Annotated in this window: 18 protein-coding genes; 3 read left to right on the forward strand and 15 right to left on the reverse strand. The window is 52.8% G+C overall.

What is annotated here, in order from left to right; all coding sequences use genetic code 11:
• Positions 1 to 2: 2 nt before the first annotated feature.
• Positions 3 to 782 (reverse strand): tRNA uridine 5-oxyacetic acid(34) methyltransferase CmoM, encoded by a 780-nt coding sequence (gene cmoM, locus AOY24_RS19615; RefSeq protein ID WP_054177197.1) that lies wholly within the window; start codon positions 780 to 782, stop codon positions 3 to 5.
• 135 nt (positions 783 to 917) lie between these two features.
• Between cmoM and elyC the strand changes: the two genes are divergently transcribed.
• Positions 918 to 1,697, forward strand: a complete 780-nt coding sequence (gene elyC / locus AOY24_RS19620) for an envelope biogenesis factor ElyC (protein WP_044256330.1) — start codon at positions 918 to 920, stop codon at positions 1,695 to 1,697.
• On the opposite strand, the gene AOY24_RS19625 is transcribed toward elyC, so the two are convergent.
• The 14 genes from AOY24_RS19625 to AOY24_RS19690 all read right to left on the reverse strand — a co-directional run bounded on the left by AOY24_RS19625 (position 1,674) and on the right by AOY24_RS19690 (position 17,519).
• Complete coding sequence (locus tag AOY24_RS19625) at positions 1,674 to 2,567, reverse strand: YcbJ family phosphotransferase (RefSeq protein WP_043001187.1); 894 nt, start codon at positions 2,565 to 2,567, stop codon at positions 1,674 to 1,676. The genes elyC and AOY24_RS19625 overlap by 24 nt on opposite strands.
• Positions 2,568 to 2,719: 152 nt before the next feature.
• Positions 2,720 to 3,466, reverse strand: coding sequence for a 3-deoxy-manno-octulosonate cytidylyltransferase (kdsB, locus tag AOY24_RS19630; protein WP_043001188.1), 747 nt, complete (start codon positions 3,464 to 3,466; stop codon positions 2,720 to 2,722).
• Positions 3,463 to 3,645 (reverse strand): protein YcaR, encoded by a 183-nt coding sequence (gene ycaR, locus AOY24_RS19635; protein ID WP_042320194.1) that lies wholly within the window; start codon positions 3,643 to 3,645, stop codon positions 3,463 to 3,465. The genes kdsB and ycaR overlap by 4 nt, the downstream gene beginning before the upstream one ends.
• Positions 3,646 to 3,696: 51 nt before the next feature.
• Entirely contained in the window at positions 3,697 to 4,929 is a 1,233-nt protein-coding gene (locus tag AOY24_RS19640) for a winged helix-turn-helix domain-containing protein (protein ID WP_054177198.1), read from the reverse strand.
• 41 nt (positions 4,930 to 4,970) lie between these two features.
• Complete coding sequence (gene lpxK / locus AOY24_RS19645) at positions 4,971 to 5,948, reverse strand: tetraacyldisaccharide 4'-kinase (RefSeq protein ID WP_054177199.1); 978 nt, start codon at positions 5,946 to 5,948, stop codon at positions 4,971 to 4,973.
• Positions 5,945 to 7,693 carry a lipid A ABC transporter ATP-binding protein/permease MsbA gene (gene msbA / locus AOY24_RS19650; RefSeq protein ID WP_043001191.1) on the reverse strand — a complete coding sequence of 583 codons (1,749 nt, stop codon included), beginning with the start codon at positions 7,691 to 7,693 and terminating at the stop codon, positions 5,945 to 5,947. The genes lpxK and msbA overlap by 4 nt, the downstream gene beginning before the upstream one ends.
• A gap of 36 nt (positions 7,694 to 7,729) precedes the next feature.
• A complete protein-coding gene (locus AOY24_RS19655; RefSeq protein WP_054177200.1) occupies positions 7,730 to 9,994 on the reverse strand; it encodes a ComEC family protein in 2,265 nt (754 codons plus the stop codon).
• A gap of 204 nt (positions 9,995 to 10,198) precedes the next feature.
• Positions 10,199 to 10,483, reverse strand: coding sequence for an integration host factor subunit beta (gene ihfB, locus AOY24_RS19660; RefSeq protein ID WP_002463068.1), 285 nt, complete (start codon positions 10,481 to 10,483; stop codon positions 10,199 to 10,201).
• A 147-nt stretch (positions 10,484 to 10,630) separates the two neighbouring features.
• Positions 10,631 to 12,304: a 30S ribosomal protein S1 gene (gene rpsA, locus AOY24_RS19665; RefSeq protein WP_042320207.1), complete on the reverse strand. Its 1,674-nt coding sequence runs from the start codon at positions 12,302 to 12,304 to the stop codon at positions 10,631 to 10,633.
• A 113-nt stretch (positions 12,305 to 12,417) separates the two neighbouring features.
• On the reverse strand, positions 12,418 to 13,101 hold the full coding sequence (cmk, locus tag AOY24_RS19670) for a (d)CMP kinase (protein ID WP_042320210.1): 684 nt from the start codon (positions 13,099 to 13,101) through the stop codon (positions 12,418 to 12,420).
• A 172-nt stretch (positions 13,102 to 13,273) separates the two neighbouring features.
• A complete protein-coding gene (locus tag AOY24_RS19675) occupies positions 13,274 to 14,035 on the reverse strand; it encodes a M48 family metallopeptidase (RefSeq protein WP_043001193.1) in 762 nt (253 codons plus the stop codon).
• Positions 14,036 to 14,178: 143 nt separating this feature from the next.
• Positions 14,179 to 15,462, reverse strand: coding sequence for a 3-phosphoshikimate 1-carboxyvinyltransferase (aroA, locus tag AOY24_RS19680; protein WP_044256343.1), 1,284 nt, complete (start codon positions 15,460 to 15,462; stop codon positions 14,179 to 14,181).
• 72 nt (positions 15,463 to 15,534) lie between these two features.
• Entirely contained in the window at positions 15,535 to 16,623 is a 1,089-nt protein-coding gene (gene serC, locus AOY24_RS19685) for a 3-phosphoserine/phosphohydroxythreonine transaminase (protein ID WP_054177201.1), read from the reverse strand.
• 203 nt (positions 16,624 to 16,826) lie between these two features.
• Positions 16,827 to 17,519, reverse strand: a complete 693-nt coding sequence (locus tag AOY24_RS19690; protein ID WP_043001196.1) for a DUF421 domain-containing protein — start codon at positions 17,517 to 17,519, stop codon at positions 16,827 to 16,829.
• A gap of 136 nt (positions 17,520 to 17,655) precedes the next feature.
• Between AOY24_RS19690 and ycaO the strand changes: the two genes are divergently transcribed.
• Positions 17,656 to 19,416: a 30S ribosomal protein S12 methylthiotransferase accessory factor YcaO gene (ycaO, locus tag AOY24_RS19695; protein WP_054177202.1), complete on the forward strand. Its 1,761-nt coding sequence runs from the start codon at positions 17,656 to 17,658 to the stop codon at positions 19,414 to 19,416.
• A 405-nt stretch (positions 19,417 to 19,821) separates the two neighbouring features.
• A complete protein-coding gene (gene focA / locus AOY24_RS19700) occupies positions 19,822 to 20,679 on the forward strand; it encodes a formate transporter FocA (RefSeq protein ID WP_043001197.1) in 858 nt (285 codons plus the stop codon).
• Positions 20,680 to 20,686 lie beyond the last annotated feature (7 nt).

Below are 20,686 nucleotides of genomic sequence, written 5' to 3' on the forward strand. Positions count from 1 at the left end.
GGTTATCCTTGCATCTGCGGTTTACGCGCGGTGACGTGAATGTAACGACCCAGGCTGACATACGGCTCCAGGCGACAGTAACGCGTTTCTAATTCAAGCAATATCTCATAACAGTCACGCTGCTGATGTTTCTCACGCAGATAATCATGAAACACGCGCACCCCGGTTTTCCCGGTGATCTGCCAGCCCATCTGTTCCAGCCACTGGTAAACCTCTCCTGGCTCACGCGGATAGTCTGGTGAAAGGGTACGCTTCTTACGTTTGGGCATCCCTATCTGCACGTAGTCAAAGTTCCCCGCCACCATGTTATGCATCAACAGGCCGTTGGCATTGTAGAACATTAATGACAGTACGCCACCGGGACGCAATACCGACCAAAGGGTCTCTAACACGCTGACCGGATCGGCGACCCACTCCAGCACAGCGTGAAACAATATCAGATCAACGGAGCTTTCCAAATGCGAAGCGACGTCCTGAGCAGCGCATTGTATAAAATGCATGTTGTGGCTCACACCTTTGGCTTCTGCCGCCCGTTGCGCACGGGCGATCATCTCACCGGAGACGTCACACAACGTCACGTGATGACCACGTTCTGCCATTTTAATGGCCGTTTGTCCTTCACCGCCGCCAGCGTCCAGCACACGAAGTGGTTGCGCGCCGAAGTCTGTCAGAATAAGGTCGAGATCCTGCCACAGGATCGCCTGCCTTAGCTGCCCTTTTGTGGTGCCGTAAATATTACGGGAAAACTTCTCAGCAATGTCATCAAAATTGCGATCCCGCATCGGGCTCTCCACAGGCTGGCTTAGCTGTTCTCTGATAAAACCGCTATTTTGTCACACCCGCGCGGAGAATGAACCTCTCTGGTGTAATATCACGATTATTCTTCTGCTGTATGGTCAAAAAAGGAACCAAAAAGGATGCTTTTTACGCTGAAGAAAGTGATTGGCGGCATGCTGTTGCCTCTCCCTTTTCTGCTCTTGATGATGGGTATCGGTCTGGCACTGCTTTGGTTTAGCCGTTTTCAGAAAACCGGCAAGGTATTTATCAGCCTCAGTTGGCTGGTACTGTTCCTGCTCAGCCTGCAACCCGTTGCTGACCATCTGCTGCGCCCGATAGAAAATAGCTACCCCACCTGGCAGGATACGCAGAAAGTTGAATACATCGTCGTGTTAGGCGGCGGCTATACCTGGAACCCGCAGTGGGCGCCCAGTTCTAACCTGATCAACAACAGTTTGCCGCGTCTAAATGAGGGAATACGTCTGTGGCGGGCTAACCCAGGTTCGAAATTGATTTTTACCGGCGCGAATGCCAAAACCAATCCGGTGAGTACGGCAGAAGTTGGCGCACGGGTGGCGCAATCGTTGGGGGTGCCGGAAGAGGATATCATCACGCTCGACAAGCCTAAGGATACGGAGGAAGAAGCCGCTGCCGTGAAGCAGGCTATCGGCGACGCGCCATTCCTGCTGGTCACTTCAGCCTCTCATCTGCCGCGAGCAATGATTTTCTTTCAGCAGGCCGGGTTAAATCCGCTGCCGGCTCCGGCGAATCAACTGGCTATCGATTCCCCGTTGAATCCGTGGGAGCGGGCAATCCCCTCTCCCGTCTGGTTGATGCATAGCGATCGCGCAAGCTACGAGACGCTGGGGAGAGTCTGGCAGCGGTTGAAAGGCTCGTCAGGCGAGCCAGGGCAGGAGTGATTTCGCAGCGAGATCAAAATGAGATCGGTTAAAGCGCCCGGTATTGACCAGTTGCGCCACTTCATCCCATAACACGTATAACCAACGCCGCCAGATGAACGATTCCGCCACTGGCGCGCGTTGCAGGTAGTGCCAGAGTAGTCCTTCCGCCAGCGTGTTATCTACCAGCCGGAACAGTTCGTACTCCCGTGGTGCCCAGAGCATAATACCAGGCCCCACCATCGCCAGAAGCTGGTCGCTCCGGGCGTCTTTTAACATGCTGCGCAGACTGAAATTGCCATGCACCAGCACACAGTTGTCGTTAAAGCCGTCAAACAGCGCGGGCAGACATTCGCGGGTGCGAAACAGAATGCGCTTATCCTGCATGGTTAGCCCGGTGTTGTTGAACTGATTGAGCGTACTCCAGAGCACCTCAACCCGCTGACGATACCAGGAAGGCCAGATATTCTCCTGCGTATTGTCCACCGCACCGACACACCCCCGGCTATCCTGGCGGTGCCAGGCCAGTAACCCTTCGACAATCTGATCTTTGAGCTGCTCCCAACGCTCCGGCGTCCGGGCCGGCGCTTCAACGGGGACGCCACGCAGACGTTCCAGCAGTAAGACATCCGGACCGGGATGTTCATCGTGAGTCATCACCCCATAAATGACCGGCATTCGCACGGTGCCGCTACGCGCTAACATGGTGGTTTTCCAGGCCAGTTGTTGCGCGACCCCCGGCGTGGTGAAACTTTGGGCCATCAGCGGCATTGGGTTGCCCTGGCTGTCATAGAGCGACCACAGTGCTGTGTCGACTTTTTCATTCACGCATTCAATGCGGCTCAGTTTTTCGCCCAGTAAATGACTTAATTCGGCGCGCAGCTGTTCCATTCAGATTGCCCTCATAAAAGCTACTGCTTTTATAATGAGCGCCACACCGACGGATGTCACCCGGATGAGATCAATTGTTGAAAAGAAAAAGCGTGGAAAATCGTAACGGTACGACACTCCTCTCACTAAAGAGCGGAGTGTCGTAAAGAAAATTAACGCATTTCAGCGCGAACGCGCTCGAGGTCTTCTGCGGTATCAACACCGGTACCAGGCACCTCTTTTGCCACAGCCACGTGGATTTTTTCGCCGTACCACAGCACGCGGAGTTGCTCCAGCATCTCGATGTTTTCCAGCGGGCTGGGCTCCCAGCTCACATAGCGACGGATAAATCCTGCGCGGTAGCCGTAAATGCCGAGGTGGCGCAGGAAATTATCGCCGACGGTCTCGCGACTTTTCGCAAAACGATCGCGATCCCAGGGGATCGTTGCACGCGAGAAATACAGCGCATAGCCTTCGGCATCCAGTACCACCTTCACTGCATTCGGATTGAACGCCTCTTCCGCGCTATGAATCGGTGCCGCGAGCGTGGCCATTCCAACCTGACGCTGCGCCAGGTTTTCTGCCACCTGGCGAATAATGATGGCCGGGATCATCGGCTCATCACCCTGCACATTGACAATCACGGTGTCATCACTGAAACCACACTTCTCAACCACTTCAGCCAGACGTTCTGTCCCGGACTGGTGATCGACGCGGGTCATGCACACTTCTCCACCCGCCACTTCAACGGCGCGTGCGACCTCTTCATGATCGGTCGCGACAATAATACGCTCAGCGCCGGATTCACGGGCGCGTTCCAACACATGCACAATCATCGGTTTACCGTTGATGTCCTGCAACGGTTTACCCGGCAGACGCGTGGAGGCGTAGCGGGCAGGAATAATGACGACAAAACTCATGATTTACGCTCATCAGCCGCTAATACACGGGCCTCGGTTTCCAGCAAAACGGGAATGCCATCACGCAGTGGAAAAGCGAGGTTATCCAGTTTGCAGATCAGTTCTTGTTTTTCCTGGTTGTACCAGAGTTTGCCGTTACAGACCGGGCAGGCAACGATTTCAAGCAGTCGATGATCCATAGTTCCTCCAGATGGACCGGGTAATGAATGCAGAGATCTTATCATACTCGCTCATGCGACTGCGTCTATTTCCCACCCCTGTCGACATTGCGTAAATATCCCTGCCGGACAGCGGCCGAGCGTCACGCGAACGGCATTCTGCCAGCGGGCAAAATCGGTTATCGCCTGCTGTAGTCCATTTTGCAGCGTCACTCCTGGCTTTACGCCTTCTTGCAGATAGAGAGAAATCACTTCCAGTACGCCCGTCTTACGGTGCATTTTGGCGTCCATCCGCCCCACCAACTGACCCCGGTGCAGTAAAGGCAGGACAAAATAACCATACTGGCGCTTTGGGGCTGGCGTGTAGCACTCCAGCCGATAGCTGAAATCGAACAGTTGCTCCGCACGTTTGCGATCCCAAACCACCGGATCAAACGGCGACAGTACCGCGCTATGCGTCGCTGTCAGCTTGCCTGCCTGTGCCTGTTCAAGTAGCGGCAGCAAATCCGCATGCAACCACAGCCGACCAAGTTTTTCGACCTCTACCGGAATGATGTACTGCTGTTCAGCCCGCACGTCGCGCCAGTTTTGTAACTCAGGACGTTTCAGGCGGTAGTAATCTGCCAGCCACTGCTCACGAAAAATACCCAGGCTGCGCGCACTGTTGTCCAGCATGACAGATTCTGCTTGCGCCCGGGGTAGCAAATCGCGTTCATCATCCCAGTGTGGCATCACGCGATGAGTGAGATCGTACACGCGCTGGAAATTGCGACGCTCAATCACCATCACTTTTCCTGCCGTAAACAACCCTTCCAGATGCAGCTTGTGCGGCTTCCAGTCCCACCAGCCGCTGTTGCCTTTACGCGGATGCTCAAAGTCAGCCGAGCGTACCGGTCCATTTTGATGAATATGCTGCAACAGTTGCTCAATTTCGCCGGCATGCTCTTCCATCCACGCCGCCTGGTACTTCCAGCCCATTTTTTCAGGTGCCAGCATCCGGTGGCGTATCAGCGTAAAATCACTACGCGGCAGGAAACAGGCCTCATGGGCCCAGTACTCCATCAGTTCACCCTGCGCCAACGCATCATCCAGCCACTGTGGGGTGTAATTGCCCAGTCGACTGAACAACACAAGGTAGGGACTGCGGGCGACAATATTGATGGTATCGATTTGTAGTAGCGACATACGGGTAATCGTCGGCAGGATATCGCTTGCCAACGCGCGACGACGTGGTTTTTTTAACAATCCCTGGGCGGCGAGATGAAGGTTACGGGCATCCGTAAGTGAGAAGTACGGCAACGACATTCATGATTCCCTCATTTGTACGCTGCCGTCATGGTGGTGCGCTAACGTGTCAGCGAGATAAATTTTTCGAGTAATGTCTCAGGTTCAGTCCCCGACAAATGTGCATCGACAGGAAGATACCACCAGTTGTCTTCGGCAAAGGCGCGGCACTTCACGGCGTCCTTCTCCGTCATGACCAGCGTTTGCGACCCGTTTAGTAGGCCGTTGACATCCTGCGAAGTCAATGCCTGATGATCCGCCAGAGGAACACATTTTTGCGGCTGTACGCCACAGGATTCTAACGTGGCAAAAAAGCGTGGCGGATGACCAATACCGGCCATTGCCACGACATTTTGCAATTGCGCGACATCACGGCGCTCACCGGTACGCAGGTTCACAGCCTGTCCTGGCGCCAGATGCATCGGGATCTCACCCGCCTGTGGAATACCGCCATTGACAATAACCGCATCCACCGTTTTCAGGCGACCTGCTCGCTCCCGCATCGGACCTGCCGGTAGCCACCAGCCGTTGCCGAAGCGACGAACGCCATCAACCACCACAATCTCGACATCGCGCGCCAGACGGTAGTGCTGAAGACCATCATCAGTAACGATAATCTGCACATCGTGATGCGCCAGAATCGCTTTTACCGCGTCAGCCCGGTTGGGCGATACGGCAACTGGTGCGCTGGTGCGCTGATAAATCAGCACCGGCTCATCACCCGCTTCCGCCGTGGTGGTTTCGGCATTCAGCAGCAAGGGATAGGACGCGGCTTTGCCGCCATATCCACGAGAAACTACCCCAACGCGAAGACCGCGCTGCTGGAGTTGTTCCACCAACCAGATCACTACCGGCGTTTTGCCATTGCCACCTGCCGTCAAATTACCGACCACCACCACCGGCACCGGTGCGCGCCAGGCGCGTTTGATCCCGAGCGTGTAGCACAGACGGATCGCCCCGCTCACCAGGCCGTATAGCCAGGAAAGTGGGAGTAACAGTCGCCACAAGGGCGACTCACCGGACCAGATGCGTGCGATCATTGACCAAATTGCATTTTGTGCAGTTGCGCGTAGACGCCGCGGTGTTCCAGCAGTTCGTTGTGCGTACCGCGCTCCACAATCAGCCCATCTTCCACGACCACAATTTCATCGGCCTGTTCGATAGTTGAAAGGCGGTGCGCAATCACCAGCGAGGTGCGGTTTTTCTGCAGTTCGTCCAGCGCCGCCTGAATGGCGCGTTCAGATTCGGTATCCAGCGCTGACGTGGCTTCATCAAGGATCAGAATCGGGCTGTCGCGCAGTAAGGCGCGCGCGATGGCGATACGTTGACGTTGACCACCGGAAAGCAGCACGCCGTTTTCACCGATCACCGTATCAAGGCCGTTATCCATCTTATTGATAAAGTCCATGGCATAAGCCATACGAGCCGCTTCTTCGATCTCCTCACGGCTATACTGCTCAGTTCGCGCGTAGGCGATGTTATTCGCCACCGTGTCGTTGAACAGATGTACGTTCTGCGACACCAGCGCGACCTGATTACGTAATGAGGCCAGGGTGTATTCCCGCAGATCGTGACCATCCATCAGGATTTCACCTTCATTGATGTCATAGAAACGCGTGATCAGACTGGCAATGGTTGATTTGCCGGAACCTGAACGCCCCACCAGCGCAACGGTTTTGCCCGCCGGAATTTTCAGGTTGATGTTACGCAGCGCCGGTACTTCACGCCCCGGATAGGTAAAGGTGACATTGCGGAATTCCAGATCGCCGGTCGCACGCTCAATCACACGTTTACCTTCGTCTTTTTCCTGCTCGCTATCCAGGATGGCAAATAAAGTCTGGCATGCGGCCATCCCACGCTGGAACTGGGCGTTAACGTTAGTCAACGATTTCAACGGACGCATCAGGGCGATCATTGAGGAGAAGACCACGGTGATCGTCCCTGCCGTCAGGCTGTCCATCACGCTTGGGAAGCTAGCCGCGTACAGCACAAACGCCAGTGCCAGTGAAGCGATCAACTGGATGACAGGATCGGAAATGGAAGAGGCAGAAACCATCTTCATCCCCTGCAAACGCATCTTGTTACTGACTTTGTCGAAGCGCTTCGTTTCCACTCCCTGACCACCGAAGATCAGTACCTCTTTGTGGCCTTTCAGCATCTGCTCCGCACTGGTTGTCACCTGCCCCATCGTATTCTGCATATTCTTACTGATAGCACGAAAACGTTTGGAGACTACGCGAATCGCGATCGACACAATAGGTGCCAGCACAACCAGGATTATCGACAATTGCCAGCTGTAATAGAACATCATGATGAACAGGCCGATAATCGATGCACCTTCACGCACAACGGTAATCAGCGCACCGGAAGACGAAGAGGCTACCTGTTCAGAATCATAAGTAATACGAGACAGCAGCGTCCCGGTAGACTGTTTGTCAAAGAAGGAAACCGGCATTCCCATCATATGACCGAACAGGCGACGACGCATGGTCATCACCACTTTGCCGGATACCCAGGAAATACAGTAGCTGGAGATATAGCTGGTAATACCACGTAAAATCATCAGCCCAATAACCACCAGCGGCATCCAAAGCAACACTGAGCGATCTGTTTTACCAAAACCATCGTCCAGTAATGGTTTGAGGAGCGATAACATGAAGGTATCGCTGGCCGCGTTGAGGATTAACGCAACACCCGCCACGATCAGACCCGATTTGAAAGGCGCAATGGTTGGCCACAGTCGGCGAAACGTCTGCCACGTAGAGAGATCTTTATCGTTATGCATTCAAGAAACCAGCATCTGTTGAAATAGCCGCATATTCTACCCGTTATCGTCTGACACGCCAAACCACTGATGATACCAACGAGGTAAAATTTGCTCCCGCAGGCTGATGGCCTGCCAGCCCTGTGTTGAAAAATCCAGCGAAATTTGCCCCTGATGCGGGGTATCACACCACCGGTAACCCTGTTGCAGATAGCGTTGCTTCACCTTCCATGACGGCAATCGCCAGGCGTTATAGCGTGAGGCGGAGACCAGCGCCACGTTGCCACTAACGCGCTGAAGTAGCGCCAGTGAAGAAGAGGTACTGCTGCCATGGTGTGGTACCTGGATTGCCGTCGCCGAAAGATGCTGCCAGTAATGACTGAGCATTTTCAGTTCCGCGGGGGACTCTATATCGCCCGTCAGCAGAATACTGTGCGTACCATCATCAATCTTTACGACGCAAGAGTGATTATTCCCCTGCGTCGGGTCTCCTTTCAACGGCCAGTGCACGCTAAAACGCAGTCCCTGCCATTGCCACGTCTCACCGCGGTAACACGGCAGATGCCCCTGCCAGCCTAACGGACTGCGCACCCAAAGCGCTGGCCAGGTTGTCTGCAAAGAGTGTAGTCCACCGCGATGGTCGAGATGCTCATGGCTGAGAATAATCCCCTCTGGTTGCAAGTGGTGCCAGCGCAGCCACGGAATGATTATCTGTTGGGCGCTGTCACCTCCCGGCCAGGCCAGCCCGGTATCGTAGAGTAACGCTTTACCATTACGGGCGATAACTATCGCTAACCCCTGCCCGACATCCAGCATGTGCACCTGCCAGGCGTCAGTGCGCACCGGACTCCAGAACGGCCAGCTCAGCAACGCCAGCGTCGCCAGACACAGGCCGGGGAAAACGCGCCAGGCGATAAATCGCCAACCGGGTAGCATCAACCAGGGGACAAAGACCAGCCACTGCCAACGGGCATCAATGTTGATCCACCCCGCAGGCAAGTGATTGAGCGCCCAGAATAGTGCAGCCAGTGAGCGATCGGCCAGATACCAGAGTCCGCCCTCAAGAAGCAGCGGACCAGTGAGATGGACCACCATTCCGGCGAGGATCAGCGGGACGCTGACAAACGTAACCAGCGGGACAGCAAACAGATTCGCAGCAAACGACGTCAGGCTGATACCGTGGAACAGTGCGATTTGTAGCGGCATAAGCAGCAAGGTAATCCCCAGTTGCAGATGTGCCAGTTCAACCAGCAAGCGCCCGGCACGTGATGTGGGACAGGCGGGGCAAGGAAACCATTGGTACCAGAATAACAGCGCCGCAACGGCAAAGGCCGAAAGCCACAGGCTTTGCGAGATCACGGCGACGGGATCAACAACCAGAATAGCCGCCAGACAGCAGCACCAGACTGACCATCCGCTCCATTGCCGCCCGCATAATTTCAGTGCCCCCCACACCAGCAGCGCCACCACCGTACGTAGCGCCGGAGGCTGTAACCCGGTCAGCCAGGCGTAAAACGCAGCGCAAATAAGCCCACCAATCACAGGATGTTGCCAGCGAATTGCACTGATCGGCAGCAGAAACTGCACGCCGCGAATCAGAGCTGCTGCCAGTAAAGCCGCAAAAGCGATATGCAGGCCGGAAATTGCCATCAGATGCGCCGTGCCGGTATCTCGCATGATCGCTTTGACTTCCTGTGGCACCAGCAGGCGCTCCCCCATCCCCAGACCTAGTATCACCTGCTGCCAGGGATAGTTTTCCAGAGAATCCGTTAACGAGGCAAGATAGCGCGCTCGCCAGCTGCATTTGCTGTCGACAATCTTTGCCTGTAAAAATCGGCCAGTGAGCGGCTGATGCTGTGCCAGGGCATAACGCTGACTATCAAATCCGCCGTCATTTAACTCGCCGTGCATGGCACGGACCTTCAGCGTCATCGCCCAACGTTGTCCCGCGCACGGCGCGATTGGCAAATATTGGTTATAAAGCACAATACCGACGGCAGGGAAAAGCCGATGCCCATTAAGATGCGTGATCAGCCCGGCATGTGTCGTCATGCTATCCGTGGCCGTCAGCTCAACGATGGTCTCCTGCGTGGCGGCGGGCAACGTATTTCCCGCCCACAGCGACTGTTTCGCCGCCATGACGCCCCAGAGAAAAAACAGCAGGAGAAGCCCAGCGTACTGTGCCACTTTCCAGCGGAGCAGACCGAGCAGACAGGCCAGCACAAACAGGATGCTAACAAGCCATTCCCCCGGCAGCGCAGGTAGCAAAAATAAAGGGAAAATTCCCCCTAATGCACACAGACTGACCGTCGTTAATTTCATACACACCTCCGTGTTGGCGGCAGTGTGCAGGTCTGAGCCGGGATTGTCAGGAGGAGAATGAAGGATTTACGTCCATGATTCCGCGATTTTCATCGCCGCCCGGCAATGTGCAACATGAAATGCGAGCGGCATTCCAGGGTTGAAAAGCAGGCAAGAAAAAAGCACCGTAAAGGTGCTTTTCTGAGGTTACGTTATGCGAAAAACTTAACCGTAAATATTGGCGCGATCGCGCAGTTCTTTACCCGGCTTAAAGTGCGGAACGTATTTCCCTTCCAGATCCACTTTGTCGCCAGTCTTCGGGTTACGCCCGGTACGTGGTGCACGGTAGTGCAAAGAAAAGCTGCCGAAACCGCGGATTTCAATACGCTCGCCCTGTGCAAGAGTCGAGGCCATATGCTCCAGCATCTCTTTGACCGCATCTTCAACCGCTTTCGCGGGAATATGAGATTGCTGAGTGGCAAGTCTTTCAATCAATTCTGACTTGGTCATGATTCCTCCGGTTCCAATAAGCTGCTGCTGTTGCATTGATTAAGGGCGGCCGTAGCCGCCCTTTGTCATTGATTACAGAACGAATTCTATAATCTGTCAAGTATTCTCATCTGACTTCGGGACGAAACCTCCCAAAGTATCAAAGAATTACTCGCCTTTAGCTGCTTTGAAAGCTTCAGCCATTGCGTTGTTGGAGAAGTTTGCATCTTCCTGTTTGTTAACAGTTGCGATGGCATCTTTCTCATCAGCTTCGTCTTTAGCACGAACAGACAGGCTGATTGCACGGTTCTTACGGTCAACGCCGGTGAATTTAGCTTCAACGTCGTCACCCACGCTCAGAACCAGGGTAGCGTCTTCAACGCGGTCACGGGATGCTTCAGAAGCGCGCAGGTAACCTTCAACGCCGTCAGCCAGTTCTACGGTTGCGCCTTTCGCGTCAACTGCAGTCACTTTACCGTTTACGATTGCGCCTTTCTTGTTCAGTGCAACCCAGTTGTTGAACGGATCTTCTGCCAGCTGTTTAACGCCCAGAGAGATACGCTCGCGCTCTGCGTCAACCTGCAGAACAACTGCTGCGATTTCGTCGCCTTTTTTGTATTCACGAACTGCTTCTTCGCCTGCAACGTTCCAGGAGATGTCAGACAGGTGAACCAGGCCGTCGATGCCGCCGTCCAGGCCGATGAAGATACCGAAGTCAGTGATAGACTTGATTTTACCTTCAACACGGTCGCCCTTGTTGTGGGTTTCCGCGAACTGCTGCCATGGGTTAGATTTGCACTGCTTCAGGCCCAGGGAGATACGACGACGTTCTTCGTCGATATCCAGAACCATAACTTCCACTACGTCGCCAACGTTAACAACTTTGGACGGATGGATGTTTTTGTTGGTCCAGTCCATTTCGGAAACGTGAACCAGCCCTTCAACGCCTTCTTCGATTTCAACGAAGCAGCCGTAGTCGGTCAGGTTGGTTACGCGACCGGTCAGTTTAGTACCTTCCGGATAACGCTTAGCGATAGCTACCCACGGATCTTCGCCCAGCTGTTTCAGGCCCAGAGATACACGGGTACGTTCGCGGTCGAACTTCAGCACTTTAACAGTGATTTCGTCGCCAACGTTTACGATTTCGCTCGGATGCTTAACGCGTTTCCATGCCATATCGGTGATGTGCAGCAGGCCGTCAACGCCACCCAGGTCAACGAATGCACCGTAGTCAGTGAGGTTCTTAACGATACCTTTAACTTCCATGCCTTCCTGCAGGTTTTCCAGCAGCTGATCGCGCTCTGCGCTGTTTTCGGATTCGATCACGGCACGACGAGAAACAACAACGTTGTTGCGTTTCTGATCCAGCTTGATGACTTTGAATTCAAGCTCTTTGCCTTCCAGGTGCAGCGTATCGCGCACCGGACGAACGTCTACCAGTGAACCTGGCAGGAACGCACGAATACCGTTCAGCTCAACAGTGAAGCCGCCCTTAACTTTGCCGTTGATAACACCGGTAACAGTTTCAGCATCTTCGTAAGCTTTTTCCAGCGTGATCCATGCTTCGTGACGTTTCGCTTTTTCACGAGACAGCAGTGTTTCACCGAAGCCGTCTTCTACTGCATCCAGAGCAACATCAACTTCGTCGCCCACCTGGATTTCCAGTTCGCCAGCCGCGTTTTTGAACTGTTCTGCAGGAATTGCAGATTCAGATTTCAGGCCTGCATCAACCAGAACAACGTCTTTGTCGATAGCAACAACAACACCGCGAACGATGGAACCCGGACGGGTTTCGATTTCTTTTAAGGATTCTTCAAACAGTTGAGCAAAAGATTCAGTCATGTTTAATCTTCAGGTTTCATATTTAACGTCCACCTGGCTCCGTGCCGGATGGGGTTGTTTAACATACCCGCTGTCATTCCATTGCAACGGGGGTACTGCAAATTCGGTCGCTCTTAAGCGAGTGCCAGTTTTTGGCGCGCGTATTGTAGCGCTTTTTCAATCACTTGCTCAATGCTTAATCGTGTGGAATCTAAAACTAAAGCATCAGCAGCGGGAACCAACGGCGCTACAGCACGGTTTCGGTCGCGATCGTCACGTTCTTTGATCTCGGCCAAAAGGCGTTCAAAGTTAACACTAAAGCCCTTCTCCTGCAACTGTAGCATACGGCGATGTGCACGTTCTTCCGAGGAGGCGTCAAGGAAAATTTTGACCGGCGCATCCGGGAAAACCACCGTCCCCATATCACGTCCATCAGCAATCAGTCCCGGTGCTTCACGGAAAGCACGTTGACGACGCAGCAGTGCCTCACGTACGCGAGGGAATGCGGCGACCTGAGAGGCGGCATTGGCGACTTCCTGCGTACGGATTTCACCGCTGACGTCTTCCCCTTCAAGGATCACTTCCAGATTTCCGTCGGTTGAAACAAAGCGGACATCGAGATGGGTTGCCAGCGGAACCAGCGCGTCTTCCGATGCAACATCAACATGATGATGTAATGCCGCCAGCGCCAGCACGCGATAGATTGCGCCAGAGTCCAACAGATGCCATTGCAATGCTTCCGCCATCGCTTTGCACAAGGTGCCTTTTCCTGCACCGCTTGGGCCATCAATGGTAATTACCGGGGCAATTGCCGTCATCTTTATCTCCTTAAACAGGCGTTCTGTTAACGTAAACGCCGCGCATTATACGCGCCAACGCCCACAATCGTTAACGTTGTGTGCAAAAACCGATTTAGTCTGTCACCAGGTGAAGAATAATTGCGCAATTATAGCGGGCCGGGGAGAAACCAGCCCGAAAGATGACAATGTTTTACTTTTTATCTTCAGCGATACGGTCACGCATATGCTGAGCACGGTCGGCTGACGCCGGGTGGGAATCCATCAGGGATTTAGCGTGGCCGGCATCCATTGTGGCTAACTTATCGAATGCGCTCACTAACCCCTGCGTATTGATGCCACGTTTTTTCATCAGGTCATAGGAGAAGTCATCAGCCTCAGATTCCTGACTGCGGGAGAACGCCGAGTTGATCACCCCTTCAGCCAAATCGCCTAACTGCGACTGAGAGAGTTGTGAAGCCACGCCGCTGGTGGCAGAAATCGCATCACGCGCGGCCAGGGTAGCATAAGCCGTCTGCATTGCTTTGCGGGAATGCCCTAAAGAGACGTGACCTAACTCGTGACCTAATACCCCTTCGATTTCATTATCGGTCATCAGATCCATCAAACCGGAATAAACGCGGACACAGCCGTTCGCCATTGCCCACGCATTGACGTCAGAAGTGATGTAGACCTTATAATCGACCGGAGTACCATCAATATTATTTCCCAGAGCTTTGGCAATCTTACCCAGACGCCTGGTGTATTTACTGCTTTTTCCCGCAAGTTGATTCTGGCTATCCATCTGTTTGCAGGCGTTGCTGGACAACGTTTTGACATCGGTATCAGAAAGCGTGGCTGCTTTATAGGCCGACATGCCCGAACTGGCGAGCATGTCACCATTAACGCCATTTTTACATCCCGCCAGCAGCGCTGCGGATACTGCAATAGTAATCAGGAGTGATTTATTTTTCATGCTAATCTTCCGTTGATATTTATAATAAAACGCATATAAATCAAAATATTAAATCATCAACACGTTAGCATTAGCAGTAACAGGAAAAAAGTACAGATACAGACGATATCGCGCCAGCCAGTTGACCGGCGCGAAGAGAGAAATCAGGCAGGGGTACTGATACGCGCCAACTGTTCGAAATAGTCAGGGAAGGTTTTGGCGGTACATTTCGGGTCAAGGATCGTAACCGGCGTATCAGATAACGCCACCAGCGAGAAACACATCGCCATACGGTGATCGTTATAGGTGCTAATGTCGGCAAACTTCAGGTGTGCCGGCGGCGTGATGCGAATAAAATCATGCCCCTCTTCCACTTCCGCGCCGACTTTGCGCAGTTCGGTCGCCATCGCAAACAGACGATCAGTTTCTTTCACCCGCCAGTTATAAATGTTGCGAAGCGTTGTCGTACCTTTGGCAAACAACGCGGCTGTCGCGATAGTCATGGCGGCATCCGGAATATGGTTCATGTCCATATCGATGGCATTCAGTTCGCCACGGGTACAGGCGATAAAGTCGTCACCCCAGGTGACGGTCGCGCCCATTTTCTCCAGCACATCGGCAAAACGGATATCGCCCTGCATGCTGTTGCGGCCAATCCCGGTCACTTTCACCGTTCCACCTTTAATGGCGCCTGCCGCGAGGAAATAGGAGGCCGATGAAGCATCCCCTTCAACCAGATAATGACCTGGAGAGTGATACTGCTGACCGCCTTTAACCACAAAGCGCTGATAGCTCTGGTTCTCTATCTCAACGCCAAAGGTTTTCATCAGGTTCAGCGTGATATCAATATACGGTTTCGACACCAGATCGCCTTTGATACTTATCACCGTATCCTGCGGTGCCAGAGGCGCGGTCATCAGCAGCGCAGTGAGAAACTGGCTGGAGACGCTGCCGTCAACCTCAACCTGTCCGCCGGTAAATCCGCCACGCAGTCGAAGCGGCGGATAGTTTTCCTGCTCCAGATACTCAATGTTCGCCCCGCCCTGACGCAGCGCATCCACCAGATGACCAATCGGGCGCTCTTTCATACGCGGTTCACCGGTCAGCACAATATCGTTTGCGCCAAGGCACAGTGCGGCGGCCAGCGGTCGCATTGCCGTTCCGGCATTGCCCAGAAACAGCTCTAATGCGCCTTCGGCGTGCAGCGGGCCTGCGTTACCCGTGATTTCACAGCGGGTGCGATCCGCAGAAAGAGTGTAATCAATCCCCAACGCACTCAGGGCATTGAGCATATGGCGAACGTCATCGCTGTCTAACAGGTTGGTCAGCTCTGTGGTGCCATGAGCTAACGCCGCCAGTAACAGCGCGCGGTTTGATACGCTCTTCGAGCCTGGCAGATTAATCGTGCCATCGACCCGTGCGATGGGTTGTAACGTCAGGGATTCCATGAAACTCAACTCTCAAAAGACAGAAATAAAAACCCCACAGACAAGGCTGTGGGGATGAAAAGAGACACCTGATTAGCCGCGACGGCGCTCGAAATCAGTCATGAAATCGGCAAGCGCTTTTACCCCTTCCAGCGGCATCGCGTTATAAATGGAGGCACGCATTCCGCCGACAACGCGGTGGCCTTTCAGCGCGTGCAGACCCGCAGCAAAAGACTCTTCCAGGAAGAGCTTATCCAGCGCGCTGTCAGCTAACTGGAACGGCACGTTCATACGTGAACGGTTCGCTTTCGCGACATCGTTACGATAGAAGTCACTGTTATCAATCACACCGTACAGCAGTTCTGCTTTTTGCTGATTGATTTTATCCATCGCCGCCACGCCACCATTGGCTTTCAGCCATTTGAACACCAGGCCGGAAAGATACCAGGCGAAGGTCGGCGGCGTATTGAACATCGAGTCATTGTCGTTCAGAACGGAATAATCGAGGATCGACGGACACGCCACATTCGCTTTACCCAGTAAATCTTCGCGTACGATGACGATAGTCAAACCCGCCGGGCCAATGTTCTTCTGTGCGCCCGCATAAATGATGCCATAGCGTGAAACATCCAGCGGTCCGGAGAGAATGGTTGAGGAGAAATCAGCGGTCACCACCACATCGGAACCAAAATTGGGCGTTTCGTTAATTGCGATGCCATCGATGGTTTCGTTCGGGCAGTAATGCAGATACGCTGCATCAGCAGAAGGCTGCCACTCACTCATTGGCTTCACGCCGCGCAGGCCATCGACCGAAATTTTGGCGTCAATCACATTCGGCGTGCAGTATTTTTTCGCTTCTTTGACGGCGCTGGCTGCCCAGTAGCCTGCATCAACGTAGTCTGCCGTGGTTTTGTCGCCCAGAATGTTCAGCGGAATGGCGGAAAACTGGCCACGACCACCGCCGTGACAAAACAGCACTTTGTAGTTGGAGGGGATATTCAACAGATCGCGAAAATCCTGCTCCGCTTCTTGCGCGACCTGGATGAATTCTTTGCCGCGGTGGCTCACTTCCATGACGGACGTACCAAGACCGTTCCAGTCACAAAGATCCTTTTGAGCCAGTTTAAGCACGTCTGCCGGTAACATTGCCGGACCTGAACTAAAATTGAAGACCTGAGCCATTTCCCCTCACCACGTTGCGTTGTTATTAACCCAATCTCTTTTCGTACATGAACAGAGATTGGGTATAAGTTATTCCTGTGGATATCGGTTTTATCATTCAGTGACACGCGCCGCAATGGCTAAAACAAACTCGAGTAAAAATGAGTGTTCGCTCACACAACAGAATCTTCGGGATTGACGATAAAAGACCGATATTTTTGCTGTCAGACGACCCGTTTTGCCCGACTGGCCTTCGACCATTCTGGATTTTTACACCGCGGGCACGCCTGACGATCGCCGGCTTTCATTGTGATCACTTCACTGCATCGCACACAGGAATACTCTCCCGCTTCAGGAACGACTTTATAACGTTGCGTACAATACTTCGGCAAAATGCTTAAGCCAGGCTTTACCTCACTGTCTTCAAAGAAATAAACGCTGATCTGACCATTCGTTTCAAGGATCGCCAGGCGCACCTGTCCCAGTTGCTCAACGCCATTCAGTCGCAGCTCCATGAAAAACTCGAACTCGGTCATATTTGACTGGTTCAGTTTTTCCCACGCCAGCTCGCCATCTTCAATAATCACGACGGGCTTACCTTCCAGTAAATCTTCCAGTTTTTCACTGCGCGCCATCAGCCACATCACCAGACGGTACAGCAGCGCGAGGGTAATGAAGACCACCAGTACTGGCAACATCGGGACATCATCATAAAAGGCCACGTCACCCGCCGCCGACCCCAGCGTTAAAATAATCAGCACTTCGAAGAGCGACATCTGTCGCACGCCGCGTCGTCCTGTGAGTTTGAGAAACAGATAGACCAGTACGAAGGTATACAGACTGCGTAAAGCCACTTCACCGAGGAATTCCATCGGCACTTTATCGAGTGCCATCCGTTGTAAATCAAACGCTTTCATTTTTATGCTCTTATGGTGGATCACTGCCTACAAGCATAGCCAAAACTTTTATTTGCGCCGCGTCAGTGGCGGCGATAGCGTCAGTCACGTAAAACCCGTATCATTGCGCGCTTTCCGTACGACAAAAGTGATTTTCATGACGCAAACATTTATTCCCGGCAAAGACGCCGCACTGGAAGACTCCATCGCTCGCTTCCAGCAAAAACTGCTCGACCTCGGTTTCCATATTGAAGAGGCCTCGTGGCTGAACCCGGTGCCGAATGTCTGGTCCGTACACATTCGCGATAAAGAGTGTGCGCTGTGCTTTACCAACGGCAAAGGGGCGACGAAAAAGGCCGCGCTGGCCTCGGCGTTGGGCGAATATTTTGAGCGTCTGTCAACCAACTATTTCTTTGCCGATTTCTGGCTGGGTGAAACCATCGCCAATGGCCCGTTCGTGCATTATCCGAACGAGAAATGGTTCCCGCTGACCGAAAATGATGACGTACCGGACGGTCTGCTGGATGCCCGCCTGCGTGCCTTCTACGATCCCGAGAACGAACTGACCGGCAGCATGCTGATCGACCTGCAGTCTGGCAACGAAGAGCGTGGTATCTGCGGCCTGCCGTTTACCCGCCAGTCGGATAACCAGACCGTCTATATTCCAATGAACATTATCGGCAACCTGTACGTCTCAAACGGGATGTCCGCCGGTAACACCCGTAACGAAGCGCGCGTGCAAGGGTTATCTGAAGTCTTTGAGCGTTACGTGAAGAATCGCATTATTGCCGAAAGCATCAGCCTGCCGGAAATTCCGGCCGACGTGCTGGCACGCTACCCGGCGGTGGTGGAATCTATTGCAACGCTGGAAGCGGAAGGTTTCCCCATCTTTGCTTACGACGGTTCTCTGGGCGGTCAGTATCCGGTGATCTGCGTTGTGCTGTTCAATCCGGCTAACAGCACCTGCTTCGCCTCTTTCGGCGCACACCCTGATTTTGGCGTCGCACTGGAACGTACCGTGACGGAACTGCTGCAGGGCCGTGGTCTGAAAGATCTCGACGTCTTCACGCCGCCGACCTTCGACGATGAAGAAGTGGCTGAGCATACCAACCTGGAAACACACTTCATTGACTCCAGCGGTCTGATCTCCTGGGATCTGTTCAAGCAGGATGCCGACTACCCGTTCGTTGACTGGAGTTTCTCCGGTACCACAGAAGAAGAGTTTGCCACCCTGATGGCGATCTTCAACGCGGAAGATAAAGAGGTGTACATCGCCGATTACGAACATCTCGGTGTCTACGCCTGTCGGATCATCGTTCCTGGGATGTCTGATATTTATCCTGCTGAAGATCTGTGGTTAGCCAATAACGCCATGGGCGTCCATCTGCGCGAGACCCTGCTCTCACTGCCGAATAGTCGCTGGGATAAAGAAGACTATCTCAACCTGATTGAGCAACTCGATGAAGAAGGGTTTGATGATTTCACCCGCGTTCGTGAACTGTTAGGCCTGGCAACCGGTTCAGATAACGGCTGGTACACCCTGCGTATTGGGGAACTGAAAGCAATGCTGGCGCTGGCAGGTGGTGATCTGGAACAGGCACTGATCTGGACCGAATGGACGATGGAATTTAATACGTCGATCTTTAGCGCCGAGCGGGCGAATTATTACCGTTGCCTGCAAACGCTGTTACTGCTGTCGCAGGAAGAAGAACGTGAACCGCTGCAATATCTGAACGCGTTTGTCCGTATGTATGGCGCAAATGCTGTCGAAGCCGCCAGTGCAGCATTGAGCGGTGAAGCCGCCTTTTATGGTCTGCAGCCGGTTGACAGCGATCTGCACGCATTCGCATCACACCAGTCGCTGTTGAAGGCCTATGAGAAGTTGCAGCGTGCAAAATCTTCATTTTGGTCAAAATAAAGCCAATCAACCTACGCTGAGTAGGTTTAAATAATCGTCTGGGCTATATTACGGGGCGCGCTAAGCGCCCCTTTTTATTTATTTTTGAATATCCCAAAATAAATGTAATAACAAGGTTAAATGTTGGTAGTTGATATTACATAACTTAATAGATAGTTGTTACTTTATCTGCCAATTACTCCATATTAATTAACTGGCTAACAGACGTAGGAAGGAAAATTTTCAACTCATTTGCTAAAATTTAAAATTTATTTTTATCATAAAAATCAAATAATTACTCCGTAATTGCATAAAAACCATGCGTATTACGGGCCTATAAGCCAGGCGGGATATGATCTACATCAATTTCTCATCTATAATGCTTTGTTAGTATCTCGTCGCCGACTTAATAAAGAGAGAGTTAGTGTGAAAGCTGACAACCCTTTTGATCTTTTACTCCCTGCAGCAATGGCCAAAGTGGCCGAAGAGGCAGGTGTCTATAAAGCAACGAAACATCCGCTTAAGACTTTCTTCCTGGCAATTACTGCCGGTGTGTTCATTTCCATCGCCTTTGTTTTCTATATCACTGCAACGACCGGTACAGGTACGATGCCCTTTGGTATGGCGAAACTGATTGGCGGTATCTGCTTCTCTCTGGGGTTGATTCTTTGCGTCATCTGCGGTGCAGACCTCTTTACGTCAACCGTGTTGATTGTCGTTGCCAAAGCCAGTGGCCGAATCACCTGGGGTCAGTTGGCAAAAAACTGGCTCAACGTCTATTTTGGTAACCTGATTGGTTGCTTGCTCTTTGTGCTATTGATGTGGCTTTCCGGCGAATATATGGTCGCCAACGGCCAGTGGGGACTGAACGTCCTGCAAACCGCCGACCACAAAATGCACCATACTTTTGTTGAAGCCGTCAGTCTCGGTATCCTCGCAAACCTGATGGTATGCCTGGCTGTATGGATGAGCTACTCAGGCCGTAGCCTGATGGATAAAGCGTTTATCATGGTATTACCGGTTGCGATGTTTGTTGCCAGCGGTTTTGAGCACAGTATCGCAAACATGTTTATGATTCCGATGGGTATTGTAATCCGTGATCTCGCAACACCGGAGTTCTGGAGCGCAGTTGGCTCGACGCCGGAAAGTTTTTCTCACCTGACCGCGATGAACTTCATCACTGATAACCTGATTCCGGTTACGATCGGTAACATTATCGGCGGGGGTTTGTTGGTTGGGTTGACATACTGGGTCATTTATCTGCGTGACAACGATCATCATTAATTGATGT

Origin of the sequence: Citrobacter sp. CtB7.12 (assembly GCF_001297795.1) — a bacterium.
In the GTDB taxonomy this organism is placed as follows: domain Bacteria; phylum Pseudomonadota; class Gammaproteobacteria; order Enterobacterales; family Enterobacteriaceae; genus Citrobacter_A; species Citrobacter_A amalonaticus.

Coding starts and splice junctions, on each gene's coding strand:
- cmoM (WP_054177197.1), bottom strand. CDS start 782: ATGCGGGATCGCAATTTTGATGACATTGCTGAGAAGTTTTCCCGTAAT.
- elyC (WP_044256330.1), top strand. CDS start 918: ATGCTTTTTACGCTGAAGAAAGTGATTGGCGGCATGCTGTTGCCTCTC.
- AOY24_RS19625 (WP_043001187.1), bottom strand. CDS start 2,567: ATGGAACAGCTGCGCGCCGAATTAAGTCATTTACTGGGCGAAAAACTG.
- kdsB (WP_043001188.1), bottom strand. CDS start 3,466: ATGAGTTTTGTCGTCATTATTCCTGCCCGCTACGCCTCCACGCGTCTG.
- ycaR (WP_042320194.1), bottom strand. CDS start 3,645: ATGGATCATCGACTGCTTGAAATCGTTGCCTGCCCGGTCTGTAACGGC.
- AOY24_RS19640 (WP_054177198.1), bottom strand. CDS start 4,929: ATGTCGTTGCCGTACTTCTCACTTACGGATGCCCGTAACCTTCATCTC.
- lpxK (WP_054177199.1), bottom strand. CDS start 5,948: ATGATCGCACGCATCTGGTCCGGTGAGTCGCCCTTGTGGCGACTGTTA.
- msbA (WP_043001191.1), bottom strand. CDS start 7,693: ATGCATAACGATAAAGATCTCTCTACGTGGCAGACGTTTCGCCGACTG.
- AOY24_RS19655 (WP_054177200.1), bottom strand. CDS start 9,994: ATGAAATTAACGACGGTCAGTCTGTGTGCATTAGGGGGAATTTTCCCT.
- ihfB (WP_002463068.1), bottom strand. CDS start 10,483: ATGACCAAGTCAGAATTGATTGAAAGACTTGCCACTCAGCAATCTCAT.
- rpsA (WP_042320207.1), bottom strand. CDS start 12,304: ATGACTGAATCTTTTGCTCAACTGTTTGAAGAATCCTTAAAAGAAATC.
- cmk (WP_042320210.1), bottom strand. CDS start 13,101: ATGACGGCAATTGCCCCGGTAATTACCATTGATGGCCCAAGCGGTGCA.
- AOY24_RS19675 (WP_043001193.1), bottom strand. CDS start 14,035: ATGAAAAATAAATCACTCCTGATTACTATTGCAGTATCCGCAGCGCTG.
- aroA (WP_044256343.1), bottom strand. CDS start 15,462: ATGGAATCCCTGACGTTACAACCCATCGCACGGGTCGATGGCACGATT.
- serC (WP_054177201.1), bottom strand. CDS start 16,623: ATGGCTCAGGTCTTCAATTTTAGTTCAGGTCCGGCAATGTTACCGGCA.
- AOY24_RS19690 (WP_043001196.1), bottom strand. CDS start 17,519: ATGAAAGCGTTTGATTTACAACGGATGGCACTCGATAAAGTGCCGATG.
- ycaO (WP_054177202.1), top strand. CDS start 17,656: ATGACGCAAACATTTATTCCCGGCAAAGACGCCGCACTGGAAGACTCC.